General features: G+C 61.9%; 14 protein-coding genes and 2 pseudogenes. 11 read left to right on the top strand and 5 right to left on the bottom strand.

Annotation, left to right across the window (positions count from 1 at the left end; all coding sequences use genetic code 11):
* Positions 1 to 205: 205 nt before the first annotated feature.
* From MJ643_RS05070 to MJ643_RS05060, 3 genes and pseudogenes are all read right to left on the bottom strand, one after another.
* Positions 206 to 2,365: a methyl-accepting chemotaxis protein gene (locus MJ643_RS05070; RefSeq protein WP_247726694.1), complete on the bottom strand. Its 2,160-nt coding sequence runs from the start codon at positions 2,363 to 2,365 to the stop codon at positions 206 to 208.
* 566 nt (positions 2,366 to 2,931) lie between these two features.
* A pseudogene (locus tag MJ643_RS05065) lies at positions 2,932 to 3,427 on the bottom strand (DDE-type integrase/transposase/recombinase); the annotation flags it as partial.
* Positions 3,428 to 3,614: 187 nt separating this feature from the next.
* Positions 3,615 to 5,237 (bottom strand): acyl-CoA synthetase, encoded by a 1,623-nt coding sequence (locus MJ643_RS05060; RefSeq protein ID WP_247726693.1) that lies wholly within the window; start codon positions 5,235 to 5,237, stop codon positions 3,615 to 3,617.
* A gap of 216 nt (positions 5,238 to 5,453) precedes the next feature.
* Between MJ643_RS05060 and MJ643_RS05055 the strand changes: the two genes are divergently transcribed.
* A complete protein-coding gene (locus tag MJ643_RS05055) occupies positions 5,454 to 7,706 on the top strand; it encodes a PAS domain S-box protein (protein ID WP_247726692.1) in 2,253 nt (750 codons plus the stop codon).
* Positions 7,707 to 7,730: 24 nt separating this feature from the next.
* A complete protein-coding gene (locus tag MJ643_RS05050) occupies positions 7,731 to 8,363 on the top strand; it encodes a response regulator (RefSeq protein ID WP_247726691.1) in 633 nt (210 codons plus the stop codon).
* Here MJ643_RS05050 and MJ643_RS05045 read toward each other — a convergent pair.
* Positions 8,360 to 9,369: pseudogene (locus tag MJ643_RS05045) on the bottom strand (IS630 family transposase). The gene MJ643_RS05050 and the pseudogene MJ643_RS05045 overlap by 4 nt on opposite strands.
* A 124-nt stretch (positions 9,370 to 9,493) precedes the next feature.
* Positions 9,494 to 10,777 (bottom strand): TetR/AcrR family transcriptional regulator, encoded by a 1,284-nt coding sequence (locus tag MJ643_RS05040; protein WP_247726690.1) that lies wholly within the window; start codon positions 10,775 to 10,777, stop codon positions 9,494 to 9,496.
* Between the two features lie 217 nt (positions 10,778 to 10,994).
* Here MJ643_RS05040 and MJ643_RS05035 point away from each other — a divergent pair, with 217 nt between their 5' ends.
* The 9 genes from MJ643_RS05035 to MJ643_RS04995 all read left to right on the top strand — a co-directional run bounded on the left by MJ643_RS05035 (position 10,995) and on the right by MJ643_RS04995 (position 19,231).
* Positions 10,995 to 11,933 (top strand): VOC family protein, encoded by a 939-nt coding sequence (locus MJ643_RS05035; protein ID WP_216857069.1) that lies wholly within the window; start codon positions 10,995 to 10,997, stop codon positions 11,931 to 11,933.
* 65 nt (positions 11,934 to 11,998) lie between these two features.
* On the top strand, positions 11,999 to 13,372 hold the full coding sequence (locus MJ643_RS05030) for an aromatic ring-hydroxylating dioxygenase subunit alpha (protein WP_247726689.1): 1,374 nt from the start codon (positions 11,999 to 12,001) through the stop codon (positions 13,370 to 13,372).
* The gene (locus MJ643_RS05025) at positions 13,369 to 13,968 is read left to right on the top strand and encodes an aromatic-ring-hydroxylating dioxygenase subunit beta (protein WP_247726688.1); all 600 of its coding nucleotides are present in this window, start codon (positions 13,369 to 13,371) and stop codon (positions 13,966 to 13,968) included. The genes MJ643_RS05030 and MJ643_RS05025 overlap by 4 nt, the downstream gene beginning before the upstream one ends.
* Positions 13,969 to 13,990: 22 nt before the next feature.
* Positions 13,991 to 14,353, top strand: a complete 363-nt coding sequence (locus MJ643_RS05020) for a bifunctional 3-phenylpropionate/cinnamic acid dioxygenase ferredoxin subunit (RefSeq protein WP_172441242.1) — start codon at positions 13,991 to 13,993, stop codon at positions 14,351 to 14,353.
* 5 nt (positions 14,354 to 14,358) lie between these two features.
* Positions 14,359 to 15,186 (top strand): 3-(cis-5,6-dihydroxycyclohexa-1,3-dien-1-yl)propanoate dehydrogenase, encoded by an 828-nt coding sequence (gene hcaB, locus MJ643_RS05015; protein WP_172441241.1) that lies wholly within the window; start codon positions 14,359 to 14,361, stop codon positions 15,184 to 15,186.
* A gap of 11 nt (positions 15,187 to 15,197) precedes the next feature.
* Positions 15,198 to 16,445, top strand: coding sequence for an FAD-dependent oxidoreductase (locus tag MJ643_RS05010; protein WP_247726687.1), 1,248 nt, complete (start codon positions 15,198 to 15,200; stop codon positions 16,443 to 16,445).
* 37 nt (positions 16,446 to 16,482) lie between these two features.
* On the top strand, positions 16,483 to 17,658 hold the full coding sequence (locus MJ643_RS05005) for an acyl-CoA dehydrogenase (RefSeq protein ID WP_172441240.1): 1,176 nt from the start codon (positions 16,483 to 16,485) through the stop codon (positions 17,656 to 17,658).
* Positions 17,659 to 17,689: 31 nt separating this feature from the next.
* A complete protein-coding gene (locus MJ643_RS05000) occupies positions 17,690 to 18,685 on the top strand; it encodes an alpha/beta hydrolase (RefSeq protein WP_172441239.1) in 996 nt (331 codons plus the stop codon).
* Positions 18,686 to 18,706: 21 nt separating this feature from the next.
* Positions 18,707 to 19,231, top strand: coding sequence for a flavin reductase (locus tag MJ643_RS04995; RefSeq protein ID WP_247726686.1), 525 nt, complete (start codon positions 18,707 to 18,709; stop codon positions 19,229 to 19,231).
* The last annotated feature ends 199 nt before the right edge of the window (positions 19,232 to 19,430 follow it).

The following is a 19,430-nucleotide window of genomic DNA, read 5'->3' as shown; positions in this document are numbered from 1 at the left end:
CACTCTGTGAAGCCACTGCAGTTTTACAGGATCCAGCTCTTGTGCGATCCGAGACTCAAAGTGCGCTCGCTTTCGAGCGAGCTCGGCTCTCCAGCGCGGCCGTTGAAGCATCAGAATCCACGGGATGATCGCGTATCCCCTGCGCACCGACCGGGGTGAAACCTGCAGGACTTTCTTCGGTGCGCACGGCACCCCCTACTGAGGTTCACGCCGCTACTTCTGCCGAACTGACCTTGAACTGCCCGACAAGCCGCTGCAGTTTGCTCGCCGTATGGCGCACGGTCTCCGCGCTGGAGTGCAGCACGCCGACGGTCTCGCCCATCTCCCCGGAGGCCTGATCGACGCTGCGGATGCTCTGCCCGTAGTGCAGGCTACGGTCGTTGAGCTGCTGGATAATCTCGAACATGCGCTCCACGGTCTGGTGCAGGTGCAGGTTCTCCGACGACGCCTCCTCGGTCATGCGCAGGCTGCTGTCGACGTTCTGCACGCCTTCCTGCATGAAGGCCACCGCCTGCTGGGTCTCGCTCTGCAGGCCCTCGACCATGCTGCGGATGTCCGCTGCCGCGCTGGCGGTACGCGAGGCCAGGGTGCGCACTTCGCCAGCCACCACGGCGAAGCCGCGGCCGTGCTCGCCGGCGCGCGCCGCCTCGATGGCGGCGTTGAGCGCCAGCAGGTTGGTCTGGTTGGTGATGTCGCTGATCAGGCCGACGATGTTGCCGATCTCGCCCATGCGGCTGTCCAGCGACTGCACGTTGCGCGCCGAACGCGCCACCACGTCGCGGATCGACTGGGTGCCGGCGCGCACCACCGCGAAGCGCTCGCGGGAGCGCTCCACCACATCGTCCATGGCCTGCTTCATCTCCTCAGCGGTCATCGACGCCTGCTGGATCTCGCCCAGTTGCTCCTCGACCAGCAACAGCATGCGGTGCACCGCCTCGGTCACTTCGCGGGTGGTCTTGCCTGCCTCGCTGCTGTGATCGAGCATCGCCTCGTTGGTCTGCCGGACGCTCAGGGAAGCCTGAGTCACCTGGCCGACGATGCCGTCGAGGTTGTCGATGAAGCTGTTGATCCAGCGCCCCATGTCGCCGGTTTCATCGGACACCAGACGATTGCTGTCGAGACGCTGGCGCAGGTTGCCCTCGCCCTCGGCGATGGTGCGGATCACCTCTGTCATGCCCGTCATCCGCGCGGCCAGGCGCTTCGGTCCGAAGGTGGCGAAGCACCAGGCGCCGAGCAGCAGCATGCCGCCGTCGATCACGTCCAGCGCCCACAGCGGCAGGCCGCTGAAATGCTGGAGCAGGCTGCGGATGACGAACAGCACGCCGACCGTCGCAAGGTAGGTCTTCATCAGGCCGATGCTCAGCGAGCGGCGGCGGTAGACCTCCTCCAAGTCAGCTTCGCACATCATCCCCCAGCGATCCGGCGAGCCGGGAAGCTGGAAGGTCACTCCTTTGCCGATCACAGGGATGTGGCGGTAGTCGGAGTAGCCAGGATAGGTGACGAACAGGTTGGAGCCGTTGCGGATGGTCTCGCGCACGCCAGGGTGCAACTGGCCGGTCGCCGGGTCGGTGAAACGCAGCTCCAGTTCGGTGTGCTCGCGCACGCGCACCACGCCCCAGTCGGTGTGCACGCCGCTCTTCAGGTTCTCGCCGTGGCTGAAGGTGTTGTCTTCGAAGCGCGAGCGCGACAGCGCGGTGCCCTGGGCGATGCTCCGGTCGAAACGCGACTCGACCATGAACAGGTAGTTGTCGCCGGACTCCGGGTAGATGTGCCCGGCCTCGCGCTGGATCAGGTCGCCGAGCACGTCGTTGGGCACCCGCCCGCACAGGCAGCCCTGCATCACGCCGTCCACCTCGATCGGCTGGTAGAACATCAGCGTCACCGCGTCGTGGAAGCGCGAAGTCGAAGGGCCGATGGCCAGGGTCAGCGGATCGACGTAAGGGCCATGCAGGAACGGCTGCCTGTGCCCCTCTGCCAGCGCCGCCGGCAGCAGGTCGCTGGCGCCAACGTGGGCGGCGTGGGTGGAGGCCAGCACGCGACCGTCGCGGCCGACCACGAAGAGTTCGGAGAAGTCCGCCGCCTGCCGGCGCTTTTCCCGCAGCAGCGCGCCGTCGCAGGCGGGGAAATCGCTCCCCAGCACCGTCGCCAGCTCGGCCATGTGCTCCCAGTTGGCCCGCGCCCAGTTCTGCAGGATGCGCACGCGGGTCTGGGCGATGCCCTCGAAGTTCTTCTCGATCTGCGGGTAGATGGCGCGGTTCAGCCAGCAGGAACGGGCCATGGCCAGCTTGCCGGTCTTGCCGAACCAGGGCAGCCAGCCGCGCTCGGCGGCGGACAGGTGCATGGAGGTGCTGTGCAGGGTGGACATGCGAGGGGGTTCCTTACTGCATGACATCAAGGAGCCAGGAGCCAGCAATTACCAGGCCAGCGGGTGTCTGGGACGCGGCTCGCGACGCAGGCAGCGGATCGTGCGGTAGTGAAAAGTCCTGGAAAGCGGAGCGTTTCCGGAAAGGCACCAAAACAGCGCGCAGATATCGGAGTTTTCAATTGGGGGCGCCAGATTGGTGCAATTCGTCAACGCCTAGATGCTAGGTTGAATCGACATTCACTTTCTTCCAGCCCCACCACCTTGTTTGGTAGGAGCGTAGGGTTTGCTCAGTTCTTGCGCGCGAGCACCAGTCACGCAAAAGCTTTGCGAGCGTGTTCCCTCCCACGTAGTTATAGGGGACAAGCCCCCTGAGGAGCCGCGTGAGGCAGAGGAGTGTCGCTATGTATTATGCTGCTTATCGTTCTTACCGAACGGCTTTTCTTTCACGCTCATAGCCATGGTTTGCTGTGGCCGGGCCTTGCCCCGGCGCTTGTGACGCGTACGTTACACGATCCTTCTGATCGTCCTGTGGACTTGCCCCTATCAAACCGGACACCGGCACCCCGTTAAGTTGATGCTTCAGCCAAGCGCCTGAATTCCCGAGGCGAGCGGTATTTCAGGGCGCTGTGCGGGTGCCTCGTTGTAATGCTCGAAGGCGATGGCCAGGTTGCGCAGGGCCGTCGTTCGATCAGGTTTGGGCATGTGGCGGATATAGTCGCGCTTCATGGTCTTCACGAAGCTCTCTGCCATCCCATTGCTCTGCGGGCTGTATACCGGTGTTGTCAGGGGTAGCAGACCGATCTGTCGGGCAAAGGCTCGGGTCCGTTCGGCGGTATAGGTCGAGCCGTTATCGCTCAACCATTGCACCGGCGATTCCGGTAGCGCGTCACCGAAGCGTTGCTCGACGGCTTCCAGCATCACGTCGCGGACATCGTCGCCGCTATAGCCGTTTGGGCTGGCCACCCAGCTGATGGCTTCGCGGTCGCAACAGTCCAGAGCGAAGGTCACGCGCAGTTTGTCGCCATCCTCGCAGCGGAACTCGAAGCCATCCGAACACCAACGGGTGTTGCCCGTACTCATGACGGGCTCCGCTTGTTGTTGTTGTTGTTGTTGTTGTTGTTGTTGTTGTTGTCGATGCCTGTTGCCGGCCGCCGCCGCTTTTTCGGGCATGCGACGACCCTTGGTGGCAACCGCTGGCTGCCACCCTGTTCTTGAAGCGCTGCTGTGTCCGGCCGCTGCCGGAGGCGGGTTAGAGGTTCTTGGCCATATCCCGCAGGACGTACTTCTGGATCTTGCCGGTGGAGGTCTTCGGCAACTGGGTGAAGATCACCGTCCTCGGCACCTTGAAGCCGGCCAGGTGTTCGCGGCAGAAGGCGATGATGTCCGCCTCGCGGGTGTCCTGGTGGTCGGCCTTGAGGGTGATGAAGGCGCAGGGGGTTTCACCCCATTTCTCGTCCGGGCGCGCCACCACCGCGGCTTCCAGCACCGCCGGGTGGTGGTAGAGCACGCCTTCCAGTTCGATGGTGGAGATGTTCTCGCCGCCGGAGATGATGATGTCCTTCAGCCGGTCGCGGATCTCCACGTAGCCATCCGGGTGCCAGACCGCCAGGTCGCCGGTATGGAACCAGCCGCCCTCGAAGGCTTCGTTGGTGGCGCTGGGATTCTTCAGGTAACCCTTCATCACGGTGTTGCCGCGCATGAGGATCTCGCCGATGGTCTGGCCGTCCAGGGGGACGGGTTCGAGGGTCTTGGGGGCGGCGACCATGACTCCCTCCAGGGTGGGGTAGCGCACACCCTGGCGGGACTTGATGCGCGCACGCTCTTCGAGCGGCAGCGCGTCCCATTCGGCATGCCAGGCACACACGGTCACCGGTCCGTAGACCTCGGTGAGGCCATAGACGTGGGTGACGCGGATGCCCATCTCTTCCACTGCGCCGATCACCTTGGCCGGCGGCGCGGCGCCGGCGACCATGGCGTTCACCGGGTGGTCGATGGCGGCCTTGGCCGATTCCGGCATGTTCACCAGGGCGTTGAGCACGATGGGCGCACCGCACAGGTGGCTGACCTGGTGCTCGCGGATCAGGGTGAGGATCTTCTGCGGGTCCGCCCGGCGCAGGAACACATGCACACCGGCCAGGGCGGTCACCGTCCAGGGGTAGCACCAGCCATTGCAGTGGAACATCGGCAGGGTCCAGAGGTAGACCGGGTGGTTGCCCATGTTCCAGGTCATCTGGTTGCCCAGGGCGTTCAGGTAGGCGCCGCGATGGTGGTAGACCACGCCCTTGGGATTGCCGGTGGTGCCGGAGGTGTAGTTCAGGGAGATGGCCTGCCACTCATCGGCCGGCCACTGCCAGGCATAGTCCGGATCGCCTTCGGCCAGCAGCGCTTCGTAGTCCAGCTCGCTCACCACCTGGCCTTCGCCGTACTCGGGGTCGTCCACATCGATCACCAGCGGCGGCTGGTCGAGCATGCCGATGGCGGCGTGGATCACCTCATGGAACTCGCGGTCGGTGATCAGCACCTTGGCTTCGCCGTGCTGCAACATGAAGGCGATGGCCTCGGCATCCAGGCGCACGTTCAGGGTGTTGAGCACCGCGCCGATCATCGGCACGCCGAAGTGCGCCTCCAGCATCTGCGGGATATTCGGCAGCATCACCGCCACCGTGTCGCCCTTGCCGATACCACGCCCAGCCAGGGCCGACGCCAGGCGCCGGCAGCGGCTGTAGGTATCGGCCCAGTTGCGGCGGATGGAGCCGTGGATGACAGCCGGGTAGTGCGGATAGACGGCGGCAGTACGCTCGATGAAGCTGAGGGGGGAGAGGGCGATATGGTTGACGGCGGCTGGGGCGAGGCCCTGATCGTAGATCGACATGCTGGATACCCGGTGGCTGATTATTTGCTCTTGTTCACCGGCGCTTCTGCAGAGGCCGGCATTTCTTTGGGATGACTTATATACCAGCATCGTTGCTATACGGAAATACAACTAGTTTCGTATAGTGATAACACTATATGTATTTCTGTTCTTAGAGGGGGCTTCAGCCCGCCGGCAGTCGGTATATTCTTGACGACCCCAGCCGCTGGACTCGCCATGACCCAGACCCCGGTTCGTCTCCACACCTGGCTGCGCCTGCAACGCGAGGACGTGCCCCTGGCGGCCCGCGCCGATGCCCTGTGCCGGGCGCTGCGCGGATGCCCCGAGGTGCGCCATGCCTATTACCTGGCCTGGCAGTCTGGCGCGTGTATTTACAGCCATGAGGGCAGTGGGCAGCGGTTGCCGCCGGGGCAGGGCGATCCACTGGAGGTCAGCGACGAGCGCCTCGCCGCGCGCCTGGCCGAAAAGGGGAGCCTGACGCTGCAGCAGCTGTGCCAGCTCGACTGCTGGCTGGCCGGCCGCTTGCGCCGGGCAGCCATCAGCCATGGCCAGGCCTTCGACCTGGCGTTGGAAGCCGGTCAGCGTGGGCTGCTGCTGGTGGAAGTGCGCGAAGGCGTGGCGCTGGATTGGCTCGGCTGGCTGCACGAACTGCTAACCTCCCTGCTGGGCAGTGTCAACGGGTTGCTGCGCGCCTCTCCGCTGCTCGGCCACGACCCGCAACCGAGCCTGCTGGTGGATGCCAAGGCGCGGCCGCTGGAGTTGAACGCCGCGTTGCTGGCCCTGCTGGGCGAATTGCCCCTGGCCAAGGTGCTGCGCTTCCTGCCGGTCAATCACGCTGCCCTGGTGCGGGCCTGCCTGACCCAGGAGAGGGCCATCGAAGGGGTCGAGGCCCACTGCGGCGAGCGCATGCTGATCTGGACCTACATCCCCGATTCGCAGGAGTCCCGGGTGCTGGCGCGCTGCCGCGAGGCCACTGCGCAGATCCTCACCGAACGGGAGGCGGCGCGGGCGCGGCGGCTGTACCGGCTGATCACCGAGAACACCACCGACCTGATTTCCCGCCATACCCCGGACGGCCGCTTCCTCGATGCCTCGCCAGCCTCCTGGACCCTGCTCGGCTACTGGCCGGAGGAGCTGCGCGGGCAGCTTGCCCAGTGCCTCTTCCATCCCCAGGAGCTGGGCCAGCTGGTGCAGCGCGCCCGCGATGCGCTGGAGCAGGACGGCTACCACACCATGACCTACCGCATCCGCCATCGCGCTGGACATTACCTCTGGTTCGAGACCGCCAGTCGCGCCATCCGCGAGACCTATACCGGGGCGGTGGTGGAGGTGGTGAGCGTCTCCCGCAATATCACCGCGCGGGTGCGGGCCGAGGAGAACAAGCGGCGCCTTGCCGAAGTGGTGGAGGCCAATACCGACCCGGTGCTCTTCGTCGACCCCGCCGGGCATATCACCTACCTCAACCCGGCGGCGCGGCGCGCCCTGGGCCTGGGTGCCGAGCAAGCGATGCCGGGGCTGGCCGAGGTCATCGTCGCGGAGGACCTGGCGCGCCTGCAGCGCGAAGGCTGGAACTGCGCCGAACGCAAGGGCGTGTGGAGCATCGACTCGCGCCTGCTGCCGCCCGGCGGCGGTGCCTCGGTGCCGGTGTCCATGGTGCTGCTGGCCCACAGCGCGGCGGGCGGCGAGCGCTACTACTCGCTGGTGGCCCGTGACATGACCGAGCGCGAGTTGCGCGAGGCCCAGCAGCGCAAGCACCAGGACGAGCTGGCCCATACCGCGCGCCTGGTCACCCTGGGCGAGCTGGCGTCCGGCATCGCCCACGAGATCAATCAACCGCTGGCGGCGGTGGTCAACTATGCCAGCGCCAGCCAGCGCTACCTGCAGTCGCTCGCCAGTAATCCCAAGGCCGCCGAGCGCGTGGCCCAGGGGCTGGAGCGCATTACCGAACACGCCAACCACGCCTCGGAAGTGATCAAGCGGCTGCGTGCTTTCCTGCGCAAGGGCCAGCGCAAGATGCAGGCGCTGAACCTGGCCGAAGTCGCCCGCGAGGCGGTGCGCCTCTGTGCCTGGGAAGCCGGTGCCAGCCAGGTGGCGATCGAGGAGCAATTCCCGGACAATCTGCCGCCGGTCTACGCCGACCCCGTGCTGCTGGAGCAGGTACTGCTCAACCTGCTACGCAACGCCATCGATGCCAACCGCGAGGCGCATCCCAGGCAGAGCTCGCTGATCCGCCTGACGGCGCAGGCCGGCGACGGCTACCTGGCCATCGAGGTTCGTGACCAGGGGCCGGGCCTTGGCGAAGAAGAACTGGCGCGCATCTTCACCCCCTTCTACACCAGCAAGCCGGATGGCCTGGGTCTGGGGTTGTCGATGAGCCGTAGCATCATCGAAGGTTTTGGCGGCTCCCTCGACGGGATGCTGGGCGAGGAGGGCGGCTTGCTGATGCGCTGCCGCCTGCCACTGCCGTAACAGGAACGGAAAAGGAGGGGAACGATGTCCAACGGCGAACAGGTGGTCTATGTGGTGGACGACGATCAGGGCATGCTCGACTCCACCGTCTGGCTACTGGAGTCGGTGGGCCTCAAGGCGCTGCCCTTCACCAGCGGCCGCGCTTTCCTCGACGCCTGTGATGCCTACCTCCACGCTTGTGTCCTGCTGGACGTACGCATGCCCAGCATGGGCGGCCTCAATGTGCAGGAAGAAATGCGCAACCGCGGCCTCGACCTGCCGGTGATCTTCGTCAGCGGCCACGCCGACGTGCCGATCGTGGTCCGCGCCTTCAAGGCCGGCGCCCGCGATTTCATCGAGAAACCCTACAACGAACAGTTGCTGCTGGATAGCGTGCAGCAAGCATTGTCCGGCGTTGACCATAAGCGTATGGCCTCGAGCGGTCAGGGCCAGGTCCAGGAGCGGCTCAATAGTCTGACCCCGCGCGAGCGCGATGTACTGCTCCCGCTGGTGCAGGGCTATACCAACCGCGAAATCGCTGAGCAGTTGGACATCAGCGTGAAGACAATCGACCTCTATCGGGCTCGCGTGATGAAACGCATGCAGGCCGAACGCCTGTCGGACTTGGTGGGCATGGCCATTACGGCGGGACTGGTGGACCCGCTGAAACTCCGCTAGTGTGCTGTCTCTGAAATAACATTTTCGTTGTACTGAGCCGCCAGTGCCGCCCGCGCGTGCTGGATCTTGCGCAGAATATCTTCGCCTTTGGCGTGCCAGACGTAGCGGGTGGGCTGGGCATTGCGCAGGGCCGGGAAGGTGGTGATGGCGCTGGCCAACTCGCGGGTCGAACTGAAGCTGCCCTCGCGCAGGTAGAGGGTGATGTCGCGAAAGAAGCGCTCCACCAGATTCAGCCAGGAGCTGGAGGTTGGGGTGAAGTGCAGGTGAAAGCGCTTGTGCCGCGCGAGCCACGCCCTCACGGTTGGATGCTTGTGCGTGGCGTAGTTGTCCACGATCAAGTGCAGTTGCAGATCCTTGGGCGTTTCACGGTGAATCTTCTTCAGGAACGCCAGCCATTCCTGATGCCGGTGCTGCGTTTCCAGGCTACTGATCAACCGGCCTTGCGCGTAGTCCAGCGCGGCGAACAAGGTGAGGGTGCCATGCCGGACATAGTCATGGGTTTGCGTACGGATATGGCCGATTCCCAACGGCAAGCCGGGTTGCGTGCGTTCCAGGGCCTGCACCTGGCTCTTCTCATCGCAGCACAGCACAGCACAGCACTAGGGCCTTGTCCGGTGGCGCCAGGTACAGCCCGATGACATCCCAGAATTTCGCCTCGAAATGCTGATCAGTGGACAGCTTGAAGGTGCGGGTCAGGTGCGGCTTGATGGCGTTGGCCGCCCAGATCCGCTGCACACTGGCGGGGGAGATGCCGGCGACCCGCGCCATGCTCCGACAGCTCCAGCGAGCTTGCCCAATCGGCGGCTTGGAAGCGCTGGCACCAGCGGGTGACCGATACCAGGGAGAGGCCCGTCAATTGCGCGATCGCTTTGCGGGAGTGTCCCTGGGCGGCCAGCAGGATTACCCGCGCCCGCCGCCCGTCACGCTGACTGATCGTCGCCGAGCGCGTCCGACGACTCAGCTCAACCCGCTCTTCCTCGCTCAACTCAATGTCCAGAGAACTCATTGCCGCTCCCCCTGCAGTGGCTGACCTCAGCAGGTATAGCAGTTGATTTGGGGAAGGCTATTTCAGAGACAGCACACTAAAGGTTGGGTCGCGTCACATAGTCAATCGGTTGTGAATCATCCAATCAGTCGGCGGCAGGTTCTGTAAGAGCCTCAACGAGACGCCCGATGAGTTGCACATGCAGGGGGGGGATGCCGGTCTCTTGGTTGACGAAGTGCAGGGAAAAGGTCTCATCCAGGAGCGCGGAGATGAAGAGGGCGAGTTCTGCCGCAGTGATACAGGATTCGTCGAAACCGGTTGCGACATCTTTCAGCCAGGCAGCCATCCTGCTGCGGGCTGTCGCACGGATTCGCGTCATGTGATGCAAGGCTTCGGGTGGGCCGTCGGGATAATTCTCGAGGATGAGTTGCAGTCCTGCCAGCAGGAATTGCGGCGACCTGAGGTTGCTCGCGAGATAATGGTCAATTTGGTCGATGAAGCGGGTGACCCATCCGCTTGCATCAACGATGGGTAGGAAGGGCGGTACCGTGGAGTACCAATCGTCAGCTGCCCAGTCGATGGCGTGCTGCAACAACTCTTCCTTGTTCGGGCAAATCCAGTAAATCGAGCTGGAGCTTACTCCTGCCTCCTTGGTGATACGAGCGATGGTGGTGTTCCGGTAACCCTCATGCGCCAGCAGTGACAGCGTGCTGGAGAGAATCAGGTCGCGCTTGTGCTCTTTGGTGGGCGCAGTGGGGGCAACAGCAGAGATGAGGTGTTTCCTGCAACGGGAGTCGGCGGCGTAGATGGTGTTAGGGCTGGTCACCAGACGCATTGCGACGGAGGAGAGCGCGCTACCCAGGCGCGCGGTGATACGGGGAATCTCGTCGATGAAGTGCGCGTCAGCTCGCCCGGCCAACTGAATTGCACCGACTGACGAGAGCAAGAGCAGGGCGAGTGCTTTAGCCTGCTGTTTGCTGGCCTGCAGGCCGACCCTATCCAGCGCTGATCTCCACCAGCCTGCAACCTCGCCGAAGGTCTGCGTGCGCAGATCGCTCACGCGTAATGCCCCAGTTCCAGGATTGCTCAGCGCGAACAAAAGACCGATCCGCCAGAAGTCATTACTGGTGAGTAAGTCTTGCGTGATCGTGCGTATCGCGGCTACCACCGAGACGGCGAGATCCGCGGAGGGGGCGGGCAGGGGGTGTACGTTCCCGAGCCAGAGTCGAGTGCCATATTCGATCGCCTCAACGACGATGGATTCCTTATCGTCAAAGGACAGGTACAGCGTGCTGATGGCCACGTCGGCGGCCTCGGCGATGGCCTTGGCCGTGACGGCTGCACTGCCCTCTCGGGCCAACAGATCGAAAGCCGCCTTGAGTATCCGTCCCCTCGCATCGAGAGGCACTACGTCGGGTGAGGCTGGCATGGGGTTTTGATCCTTCTCTGTGTGTGGTTGCTGGGGCTCGTCGACCATCCGATTGTAGCGGCGAACCTTGGTCGTGCCTCCTGAATATCAATACAGTGAAACGAATATTCCAGTTAATCGTACACGGTACGTGCCTTATGGTTTCTGTTGACTAATTTTGTGACATGGATATTCTTTGCGTCACCACTCAAAAAAACAACATGTGGGAGACGCGGCAATGAGCTCAATGCAGGTCAACGGCAACCTGGTTCAGGCCCTTGGGTACTTGGGTATCACCAGTCCGGCTGCCGAGAGGTGGCGGACCTATGGCTCCGACTATCTTGGGGCCCAGATTGCTGCGGACGGCCCCAACGGCGCAGTCCGCTTGAAATTCGATAAGGAAAAGTGGCGCATTCAGATCACGCCCGGTGAAGTCGACAAGGTCGATTTCTTCGGCTGGCTGGTGAACACCGAGGAAGATTTGCAGGTCGCGGTCGAGCGTCTTGGTAAGACCGGTGTAGAGGTCACGTGGGGTTCGGCCGAGCTAGCTGCCGAGCGCAGCGTGAACAAGCTGATCCAGTTCACTGACCCTTGGGGTATGCCTCACGAGATTGCCTGGGGACAGTTGACCGATCCGGAGGCCTTCCGTCCCGGGCGTGGTATGTGCGGCGGCTTCGTGACCGGCAGCCAGGGGCTCGGCCATGTCGTGTTGGCAATCCCGGACCTTGAGGCTGGTCACGCGTTCTTCAGTGGCGTACTGGGCTTCCAGCTCTCGGACAAAATCATCACCCCGGATGGGTGGATCAACGCACGCTTCTATCACGTGAACGCACGCCACCATACGCTCGCGCTGGGACAGGGGCCGGCAGGGGTTGTCGTGTTCGACCACTTGATGCTGCAGGTCAACTCGATCGACGACGTCGGCTGGGCCTACGACAACATGGAAGCCTTCGGTCTAAAGGAGACTCTCACACTGGGTCGTCACACCAACGACCAGATGGTGAGCTTCTATCACCAGACTCCATCGCTGTTCAACATCGAATACGGCTACGCCGGCCGTGAGATCACTCCGGAATGGGTTCCTCGAACCTATACCGACCACAGCATCTGGGGCCACAAGCTCAATCCCGATGTGCTCAAGCATCCACCGGGCATCGTGCACAAGATCGCAGGGTGATCCACACGGCCACCATCAGAACATAACCCTTCGTAGCTTGCGGCACGTAGCAAAGAGACACTGATATGCACAAAAACAAAAAGAACGACGGAACAAATTTTGATGTTTCAGGGTTGGTCGACCCGGATGGAGGATTGGTCAGCCCTACGATCTATACCGATCAAGAGATCTACGAGCGAGAACTCGAGATGGTTTTCGGGCGGAGTTGGCTCTTCCTCGCGCACGAGTCGCAGATTCCTGATCGCGGCAACTTCGTCCAGACCTATATGGGTGAAGATCCGGTTCTGGTAGTTCGACAGCGCGACGGATCTGTCAAAGCGTTCCTCAACCAGTGTCGCCACCGTGGTATGCGCATTTGCCGAAGCGACGGGGGCACTGCCAAGACCTTCACGTGTACCTATCACGGTTGGGCCTATGACCTTGAGGGCAATCTGATCAACGTTCCGAGCGAAGATCGCGCTTACCACTGCGAAATCGACAAGAGCCAGTGGGGGGCTTCCAAGGTCCCTAGGATTGCGAACTATAAGGGATTCATTTTCGGTACATGGTCGGAGGAGGTGCCTGAGTTTGAGGACTACCTCGGTGAAATGGCGTACCACTTCGACTCCGTCGTGGCTCGTTGGGACAACGGATTCGAGTTCGTCCCCGGCGCCACCAAGTGGGTGATCGACTGCAATTGGAAAATCCCGGCTGAGCAGTCCGCCAGCGACATGTACCACGCGCCGACCTCCCATATGTCGGCCATGCTGGCGCTCGCTGAGCCGGGGGGAGGCTGGGACCTTACAGCCTTCCTGGATGCTCCAGGCCACCAGTCCTCGGGGAACGGTCACGGGTCGGGATTCCTGTTCAAGCCCTCGTTCGACTTCCCAGATCCGGCCTACGGTCCGAAATATGTCGAATGGATGGTTTCCCGCTCCGAGGAGCAGTTGAGGAACCTCGGCCCTGAACGGGCACTGCGCCTGGCAAACCACCAGACCCTGTTCCCAAATTTCTCTTTCCTCGGCGACAACTTGACGATGAGGGTATGGCACCCGCGTGGCCCCGGACAGATTGAGGTCTGGGCATGGATCTACATGCCGAAGGACGCTCCACAAGAGGTCAAGGATCTCATCCGTCTCGGTACCCAGCGCACCTTCAGCGCTGCCGGTGCTTTCGAAACGGATGACGGCGAAAACTGGACGGAGATACAGCAGGTGCTGCGTGGCTGGAGGTCTCGCAGTAACCAGTTCAACGTTCAGATGGGGCTGGGCCATGCATCGCTCGACAAGGACATTCCGGGTGTCGGCACTGGCCGTCGTCCCTTCAGTGAAGAAGCGGCACGAGGTTTCTACCGTCGATGGGGTGATCTGATGTCCGGCCTGTCATGGGCAGACATCTTTGAGCTGGACAAGACTCGCCGAAGCGAACTTCCCCTTGCAGAGGAGGTACAGCAAGCATGACCAGCACAGCAGCTGTGAACAAGACCTTGGAGCAGGGGGCGCCCAAGAGCAGCGTCGCAGGTTCGGCGTTCCGTACGGTCGATGTCGCTACTCAGCACGCTGTCGAACAGTTCCTCTACGCCGAGGCGCAGTTGCTCGATGACCATCGGTACGTCGAGTGGATCGAACTCTTCACCGAGGACGTCCGCTATTGGCTCCCTACCCGGATGACCAAGACCAACCGTGAGCGTCATTTAGAGATTGCGAACGAACAGCAGGCGGCATTCATCGATGACTCGTACTTCTACCTGAAGGGGAGGGTGCGCCGCTTGACCTCTGGCATCTCTTGGTCTGAGGAACCACCGTCGCGAACCCGCCGGTTGATCACCAACATCCGTGTCACGCCTATCGACAATGGGGAGTTGGCAGTGAGCTCTAACTTCTACGTCTATCGGAGCCGCCTGGAGCGGCACCAGGACTGGTTTGTCGGTGAGCGTTACGACGTGCTACGGCCTGCTGACCTGGAGGCAACGGGTTATCCGTTCCAGATCGCCAAACGCAAGATCGTGCTTGAACAGACCACGCTGCTCTCGCCCAGCTTGAGTGTCCTGTTGTAAGTGACCCGATGAAGGACAAGTGATGGAAACCATAAAAACAATAACTGAGATCGAAGGTCGTACCTGGTGCAGGGCATGTTCAACCGACGACGTCCCCGATGACGAGGGGTATTTACTGAGCACGCTCCCGCCGGTGGCCGTGTTCACTTGGGAGGGTGAGTACTTCTGCCTCGATGACACTTGTTCCCATGGGAACTATCCCCTTTCCAAGGGATGGGTCGAGAACTGCTCCGTCGAGTGCTCTCTTCACTTTGCCAAGTTCGATCTCCGTACCGGGAAGCCACTGGGGCCACCGGCCTCGTGCCCGGTGGCTACCCACCCGGTTGAGGTCATTAACGGTGATGTCTTCGTGGCACTGCCAAACAATTATCAGGCCAAGGGGTGACGACGATGGGTTGGTTGGAGGGGTACTCGGTGGTCGTCACCGGAGCAGGTTCCGGGCTGGGTTTGGCCATCGTGGAGCGATTCATCACAGAAGGTGCTCGCGTGGTCGCGTTCGATCGCTCGGAAGAAAAGTTGAAGACGCTCAAGGTGCGCTTGGGAAGTGCTGTCGAGATAGTGGTAGGTGACGTACGCAGCAGTCGCGACAACGCAGAAGCAGTGAGGGTGGCGGTAACCACCTTCGGCAAGCTCGACACCTTCATAGGCAACGCTGGTTTGTGGGATTTTGGCGGTTCGCTCCCGGACACCGATGCTGAGAAACTGGACTCGGGGTTCGACGAACTCTTCGGCGTCAACGTGAAGGGCTACCTCTTGGGCGCGAAAGCTGCGCATCCTGCCCTGCGAGCATCAGGTGGTTCAATCATCTTCACCTTGTCCAATGCTGCGCTCTACCCGGGTGGTGGCGGGCCGCTCTACGTCGCGTCGAAACACGCGGGGGTGGGCCTGGTCAAGCAGCTCGCCTATGAGTTAGCGCCTGATGTGCGTGTGAACGCTGTGGCGCCTGGCGGCATGAATACCGATCTCCGCGGGCCTGCGTCCTTGGGGTTGGCAGACACGCCCATCGGGGAGGCCGTACCCATCGACGACTTCATGGAGCAGTCCCTGTGCCTGCACTACGCAGCTAAAGCCGAGGACTATACCGGCTCCTTCGTGCTGCTGGCTGCCAAGGACCAGTCTCGAACCGTGACCGGTGCCGTCTTCGATGTCAGCAGCTTGGGCGTTCCTGCCCGTCCAACCGAGAGTTTCGGCATTCCTTCCGCCCTTGCCAAGGATTGAGGAGAGCCCACGTGAATAAGCAACATCACGTCATCATCGGCGGCAGTGCGGCAGGAGTGTCGGCAGCTCTGGCAATGCGCAATAACGGGTTCGACGGTCGGATAACTCTGATTGATGCGGGCTCTGAGGTGCCCTATGAGCGCCCACCATTGTCGAAGTCGACAGACCTCAACACAGTGCATCCGATCGCCCCTGATTCTATGTATGTCGAAAACGACATTGAGCTCTTGCTCGGTCATTCGGTCATCGCAGTGGAATCGGACCAGACGGTCATCCTCGATTCGGGTGAGCGACTGCACGCGGATGCCCTTCTCCTCGCCACGGGGGGAACTCCTCGAAAACTGGGCGTCCCCGGTGAGGATCTCGACAACGTGCTTATGCTGCGGGACATCGATGATGCCCGGGCTTTCGCGCCTCGTCTCAAGACGGAAGGGCCTTTCGTGATCATCGGCGGGGGGTTCATCGGGCTCGAGGCCGCTGCTGTCGCACAAGAAAAGGATATGGACGTCACCGTGGTTGAGGCCATGCCCATCCCCCTGGCAGGCGTCCTCGGTACGAAACTCGCCACCGTGGTGCGAGACATACATGCGAACGCGGGCGTCCGGATCCTCACCGGGCGCGTTGCAACAGAGTTCAAGGGTTCAGGTGCGGTGGAGCAGGTCGTGCTGGATGACGGCACCACCATCGCTGCTGCCACTGTCCTGGTCGGGGTGGGGGTAATCCCGAACGATGCTCTGGCCAGAGGAGTGGGAGTGCATTGTGACAACGGAATCGTGGTCGATGACTACGGGCAGACCAACGTGCCATGGATTTGGGCCGCTGGTGATGTCGCGAATTTCTTCAGTCCGTTCACCGGCCGTCGCCAGCGCATCGAGCACTGGGACGTTGCCCAGCGTCACGGAGCCGCTGTCGGCGCATCCATGGCTGGAGTGTTCACGGCGAACACTGCAGCTCCCTATTTCTGGTCGGAACAGTACGGTCTACGCCTCCAGATGTACGGACGAGCCAAGCCCGGAGACGAACTGGTGCTGCGTCTAGGGGAGAGCACGAATCAGATGATCGCCTTCTGGGTCAACGACGGTGTGCTATCAGCGGCCGCAGCACTGGACTCACCTGGTGAACTGCGCGCGGCGAAGGTCTTAATCGAGGAAAGAATCTCTGTGGACGTTGCAGAACTGACCGACCCTGGTGTCTCGCTCAAATCTTTGGCTCGTCAGCGCAGCCGGAACGCGGGCTGGGCACCGTCAATCACCACATGACCATTTGTGCCTCGCGGCACGTTCCAAGGGAACAATAATGACACACGAAACCACTGCCTACATCGAGAAGCACAAAGAAGAGCTGCGTGCCGAGCACGCCAAATGCGAGGAACTGGGTCACTTGACTGACCGCACCGTCGAGATCCTCAAGGCTTCCGGCGGATTCAAGATCCTCCTGTCCAAGGACTTGGGCGGATATGCGGCGCACCCCACAGTGTTCGGGGAATGGGTGCGCGCCGTCGCCCGCTACAACCCGTCCGCAGGCTGGGTTGCAGGCGTGGGTGGTGTGCACCCGTGGGAGTTCTCCATTGCCGATGAGCGCGTGCGAAAGGAAGTCTACGGCTCGGATCCGAACACCATCACAGCTTCTCCGTATGCCCCGGTCGGAAAGATCAGCCGGGTGGATGGTGGATTCCGCTTCACGACCGATGCCCTGTACTCCACCGGCAGCGACGTTTCCGAATGGTTCATCCTCGCCGGGCTGGTGGTGGACGATAGCGGAAAGCCTACCTCCAACCCGCCCGAGGCGTTGCACTTGATCCTGCCAAGGGACGATGTCGAGATCGTTCCGGATTCCTGGAACGTCATGGGACTTCGCGGTACCGGCAGCAACCGCATCCGGGTGCATGACAAGTTCGTCCCGGATTACCGCATGGTGGACGTGAAGCGGGTTTTCGCCGGCGATTATGGCGACGCGCAGCCCGGCGAGCCGCTGTTCCGTTGGCCGTTCAATTCGCTGTTCGGTCCCTCCATCGCCCATGCTCTGCACGGCATCGCCCAGGGTTTCATCGATCACTTCGTCGCCTACATGGCGAGCCGGAAACCGACCTTCGGTGCTGAGGCCAAGCATGATCCCCAGCAGCAGCGCGTGTTGGCGAACGCCATCGTTGATCTCGAATCGAGCATAGCCCTGCTCGATAGTGCGTTGGTCCGACTGCACAACAAGGCAGTTGCTAACGAGCCGTTCACCGTTGCCGACCGGGTCGTCATGTCCTCGTACCAGAAGCTGGGCTGTGCGCGTGTGCTCAGGTCGATGAACGAACTCTGGCTGCATGCAGGTTCCGCATCGCGGTGGACGAACCAGCCGATGGAGCAGTACTTCCGAGACCTCCAGGTCGGCGGAAGCCACTACGGCTGTGACCCGACGACGATCTACGGCCCCTTCGTTGCCATCACCCTCGACCCGGCTGCCGAACCTGTCGGCATGTTCTAACCATCATCCAGAGAAGAAAGGTACAGCAGTCATGGCTTTGACAGACGAACACATCGTTAATGTGCCGGGCCTCGCCAGCAGGTGGGTGCAACTCTCTACCGGGGCGCGTGCCCACTACTCGACGGCCGGCGACCATGGCCCCAACGTGATTCTGCTTCACGGCGGAATTCTGGGGGGATCGGGTGCTGCAGGTTGGCGTCTGCTCGCGCCGTATCTGGCTGCCAACGGGTTCCGGGTCTTCTGCCCTGACCTTCCCGGCTTCGGACTGACCCGCGACCCCTTCGATCGCTACACCTACGGCTGGGGGGGCTTCGTGGACTTCATCCACGACTTCGCCAATGCGCTCTGCCTCGACAAGTTCCACATCGGTGGCAACTCGATGGGCTGCAACAACACGGCGAACTACCTCATCTCGCACCCGGAGCGAGTGAAGAGCTTCTTCCTGATCGCCGGACGCATCGGTGACATTGTCCCCGGCGCGATCACCAAGGCGACGGACAACCGTGCCGCCGAACTCTGGTCCGACCCGAACGCAGGTTTCGACGGCACCGAGGAATCAATGCGGAAGATGATGAGCAGAATTATCGCCGATCCGACCAAGATCGATCCGGACGTGGTGGCGATGCGCACCTACTCGGCGAACCTCCAGGCAGAGACCTACGCCAAGGTCGCTCCTTGGATTTGGCAGTCACTCAACGGCGACATCGAGGACCCGAACCAGGCGGTCCAGATGACCACCAAGGGCCGACTCGACAAGCTCGACATTCCAGGCATCTACCTTTTTGGTGCTGCTGATCCCAACGAATCCGTCGAAGTCGCGCACCTGCAGGAGGATGTACTGCCCAACGTGCAGTTCTTCTACGTGCCCGGTGCTGGTCATCAGGTCCAGACGGACAAGCCGGAGATCGTGAATCGTGTCGTCCTTGAGTTCTTCCGCGACGGCGTCGTCTCGGCCGAGGCGGCAAAAATCGCGGGGGTGTCCAATCGGCGAGCGGTTTTGCCGGTCGCAGTCCCCAGAAGCGCATGATTTGCGAGGAGTGGCGCAGCCATGACACCTGAAGTGACCATCACCCAATTCCGTGAAGCCATGTCTCTACTCGGTGCTGCGGTCAATGTCATCACCAGCGACGGTCCCGCAGGACGAGTCGGCTTCACGGCCTCTGCGGTGTGCAGCGTGACCGACCAGCCGCCGACCATGCTGGTCTGCGTGAACCGCTCGTCTTTTTCGCATTCTTGCCTGGTGAAGAACGGCACGCTTTGCATCAACGTGCTGATGGCACAACAGGAAGAAACGTCTGCGCTGTTCGCCAACCGCGAACTGAGCTCCGACGAACGCTTTGCGCGGACACCTTGGCGCGTGCTCAGTACGGGGGCGCCGGCGCTGGACGGGGCCTTGGTGAATCTGGACGGAATTATCGCCGACATGTACGACGTGGGCACGCACAGCATTTTTATCGTGAAAATCAAGCAGATTTGCATTTCCAGCGAGCCGCAACAAGGTGGATTGGTTTATTTCAACCGCAGCTACCAGGCCTTGCCGAGACAAAGAGATGAAATGGCCTACCACCAATGAATAACTCAGTTTATTTGTTTGGCGTTTGTCTTCCTTGCGGCAGCCGCTCTGGCTTACCGAAAAAAACCAGCTCGAATGTTTTCGAGCACATCGCGCGAACGCTTTCCGGCATCGATATTATTCATGCCTGAATATTAACTTGGTTGCAGGGTTAGTCCTGTTGCGTGCTGCAGTAATAAAAGAGCGTAATTGAAATAAA

This window comes from Pseudomonas sp. PNPG3 (genome assembly GCF_023093815.1).
In the GTDB taxonomy this organism is placed as follows: Bacteria; Pseudomonadota; Gammaproteobacteria; order Pseudomonadales; family Pseudomonadaceae; genus Aquipseudomonas; species Aquipseudomonas asiatica.
The sequence above is the reverse complement of the archived record's forward strand: the minus strand, read 5'-3'. Positions and strand labels throughout refer to the sequence as shown.

What these genes read in the sequence shown, in the direction of transcription:
- MJ643_RS05070 (WP_247726694.1), bottom strand. Translation starts at nt 2,365, where the DNA reads ATGTCCACCCTGCACAGCACCTCCATGCACCTGTCCGCCGCCGAGCGC.
- MJ643_RS05060 (WP_247726693.1), bottom strand. Translation starts at nt 5,237, where the DNA reads ATGTCGATCTACGATCAGGGCCTCGCCCCAGCCGCCGTCAACCATATC.
- MJ643_RS05055 (WP_247726692.1), top strand. Translation starts at nt 5,454, where the DNA reads ATGACCCAGACCCCGGTTCGTCTCCACACCTGGCTGCGCCTGCAACGC.
- MJ643_RS05050 (WP_247726691.1), top strand. Translation starts at nt 7,731, where the DNA reads ATGTCCAACGGCGAACAGGTGGTCTATGTGGTGGACGACGATCAGGGC.
- MJ643_RS05040 (WP_247726690.1), bottom strand. Translation starts at nt 10,777, where the DNA reads ATGCCAGCCTCACCCGACGTAGTGCCTCTCGATGCGAGGGGACGGATA.
- MJ643_RS05035 (WP_216857069.1), top strand. Translation starts at nt 10,995, where the DNA reads ATGAGCTCAATGCAGGTCAACGGCAACCTGGTTCAGGCCCTTGGGTAC.
- MJ643_RS05030 (WP_247726689.1), top strand. Translation starts at nt 11,999, where the DNA reads ATGCACAAAAACAAAAAGAACGACGGAACAAATTTTGATGTTTCAGGG.
- MJ643_RS05025 (WP_247726688.1), top strand. Translation starts at nt 13,369, where the DNA reads ATGACCAGCACAGCAGCTGTGAACAAGACCTTGGAGCAGGGGGCGCCC.
- MJ643_RS05020 (WP_172441242.1), top strand. Translation starts at nt 13,991, where the DNA reads ATGGAAACCATAAAAACAATAACTGAGATCGAAGGTCGTACCTGGTGC.
- hcaB (WP_172441241.1), top strand. Translation starts at nt 14,359, where the DNA reads ATGGGTTGGTTGGAGGGGTACTCGGTGGTCGTCACCGGAGCAGGTTCC.
- MJ643_RS05005 (WP_172441240.1), top strand. Translation starts at nt 16,483, where the DNA reads ATGACACACGAAACCACTGCCTACATCGAGAAGCACAAAGAAGAGCTG.
- MJ643_RS05000 (WP_172441239.1), top strand. Translation starts at nt 17,690, where the DNA reads ATGGCTTTGACAGACGAACACATCGTTAATGTGCCGGGCCTCGCCAGC.
- MJ643_RS04995 (WP_247726686.1), top strand. Translation starts at nt 18,707, where the DNA reads ATGACACCTGAAGTGACCATCACCCAATTCCGTGAAGCCATGTCTCTA.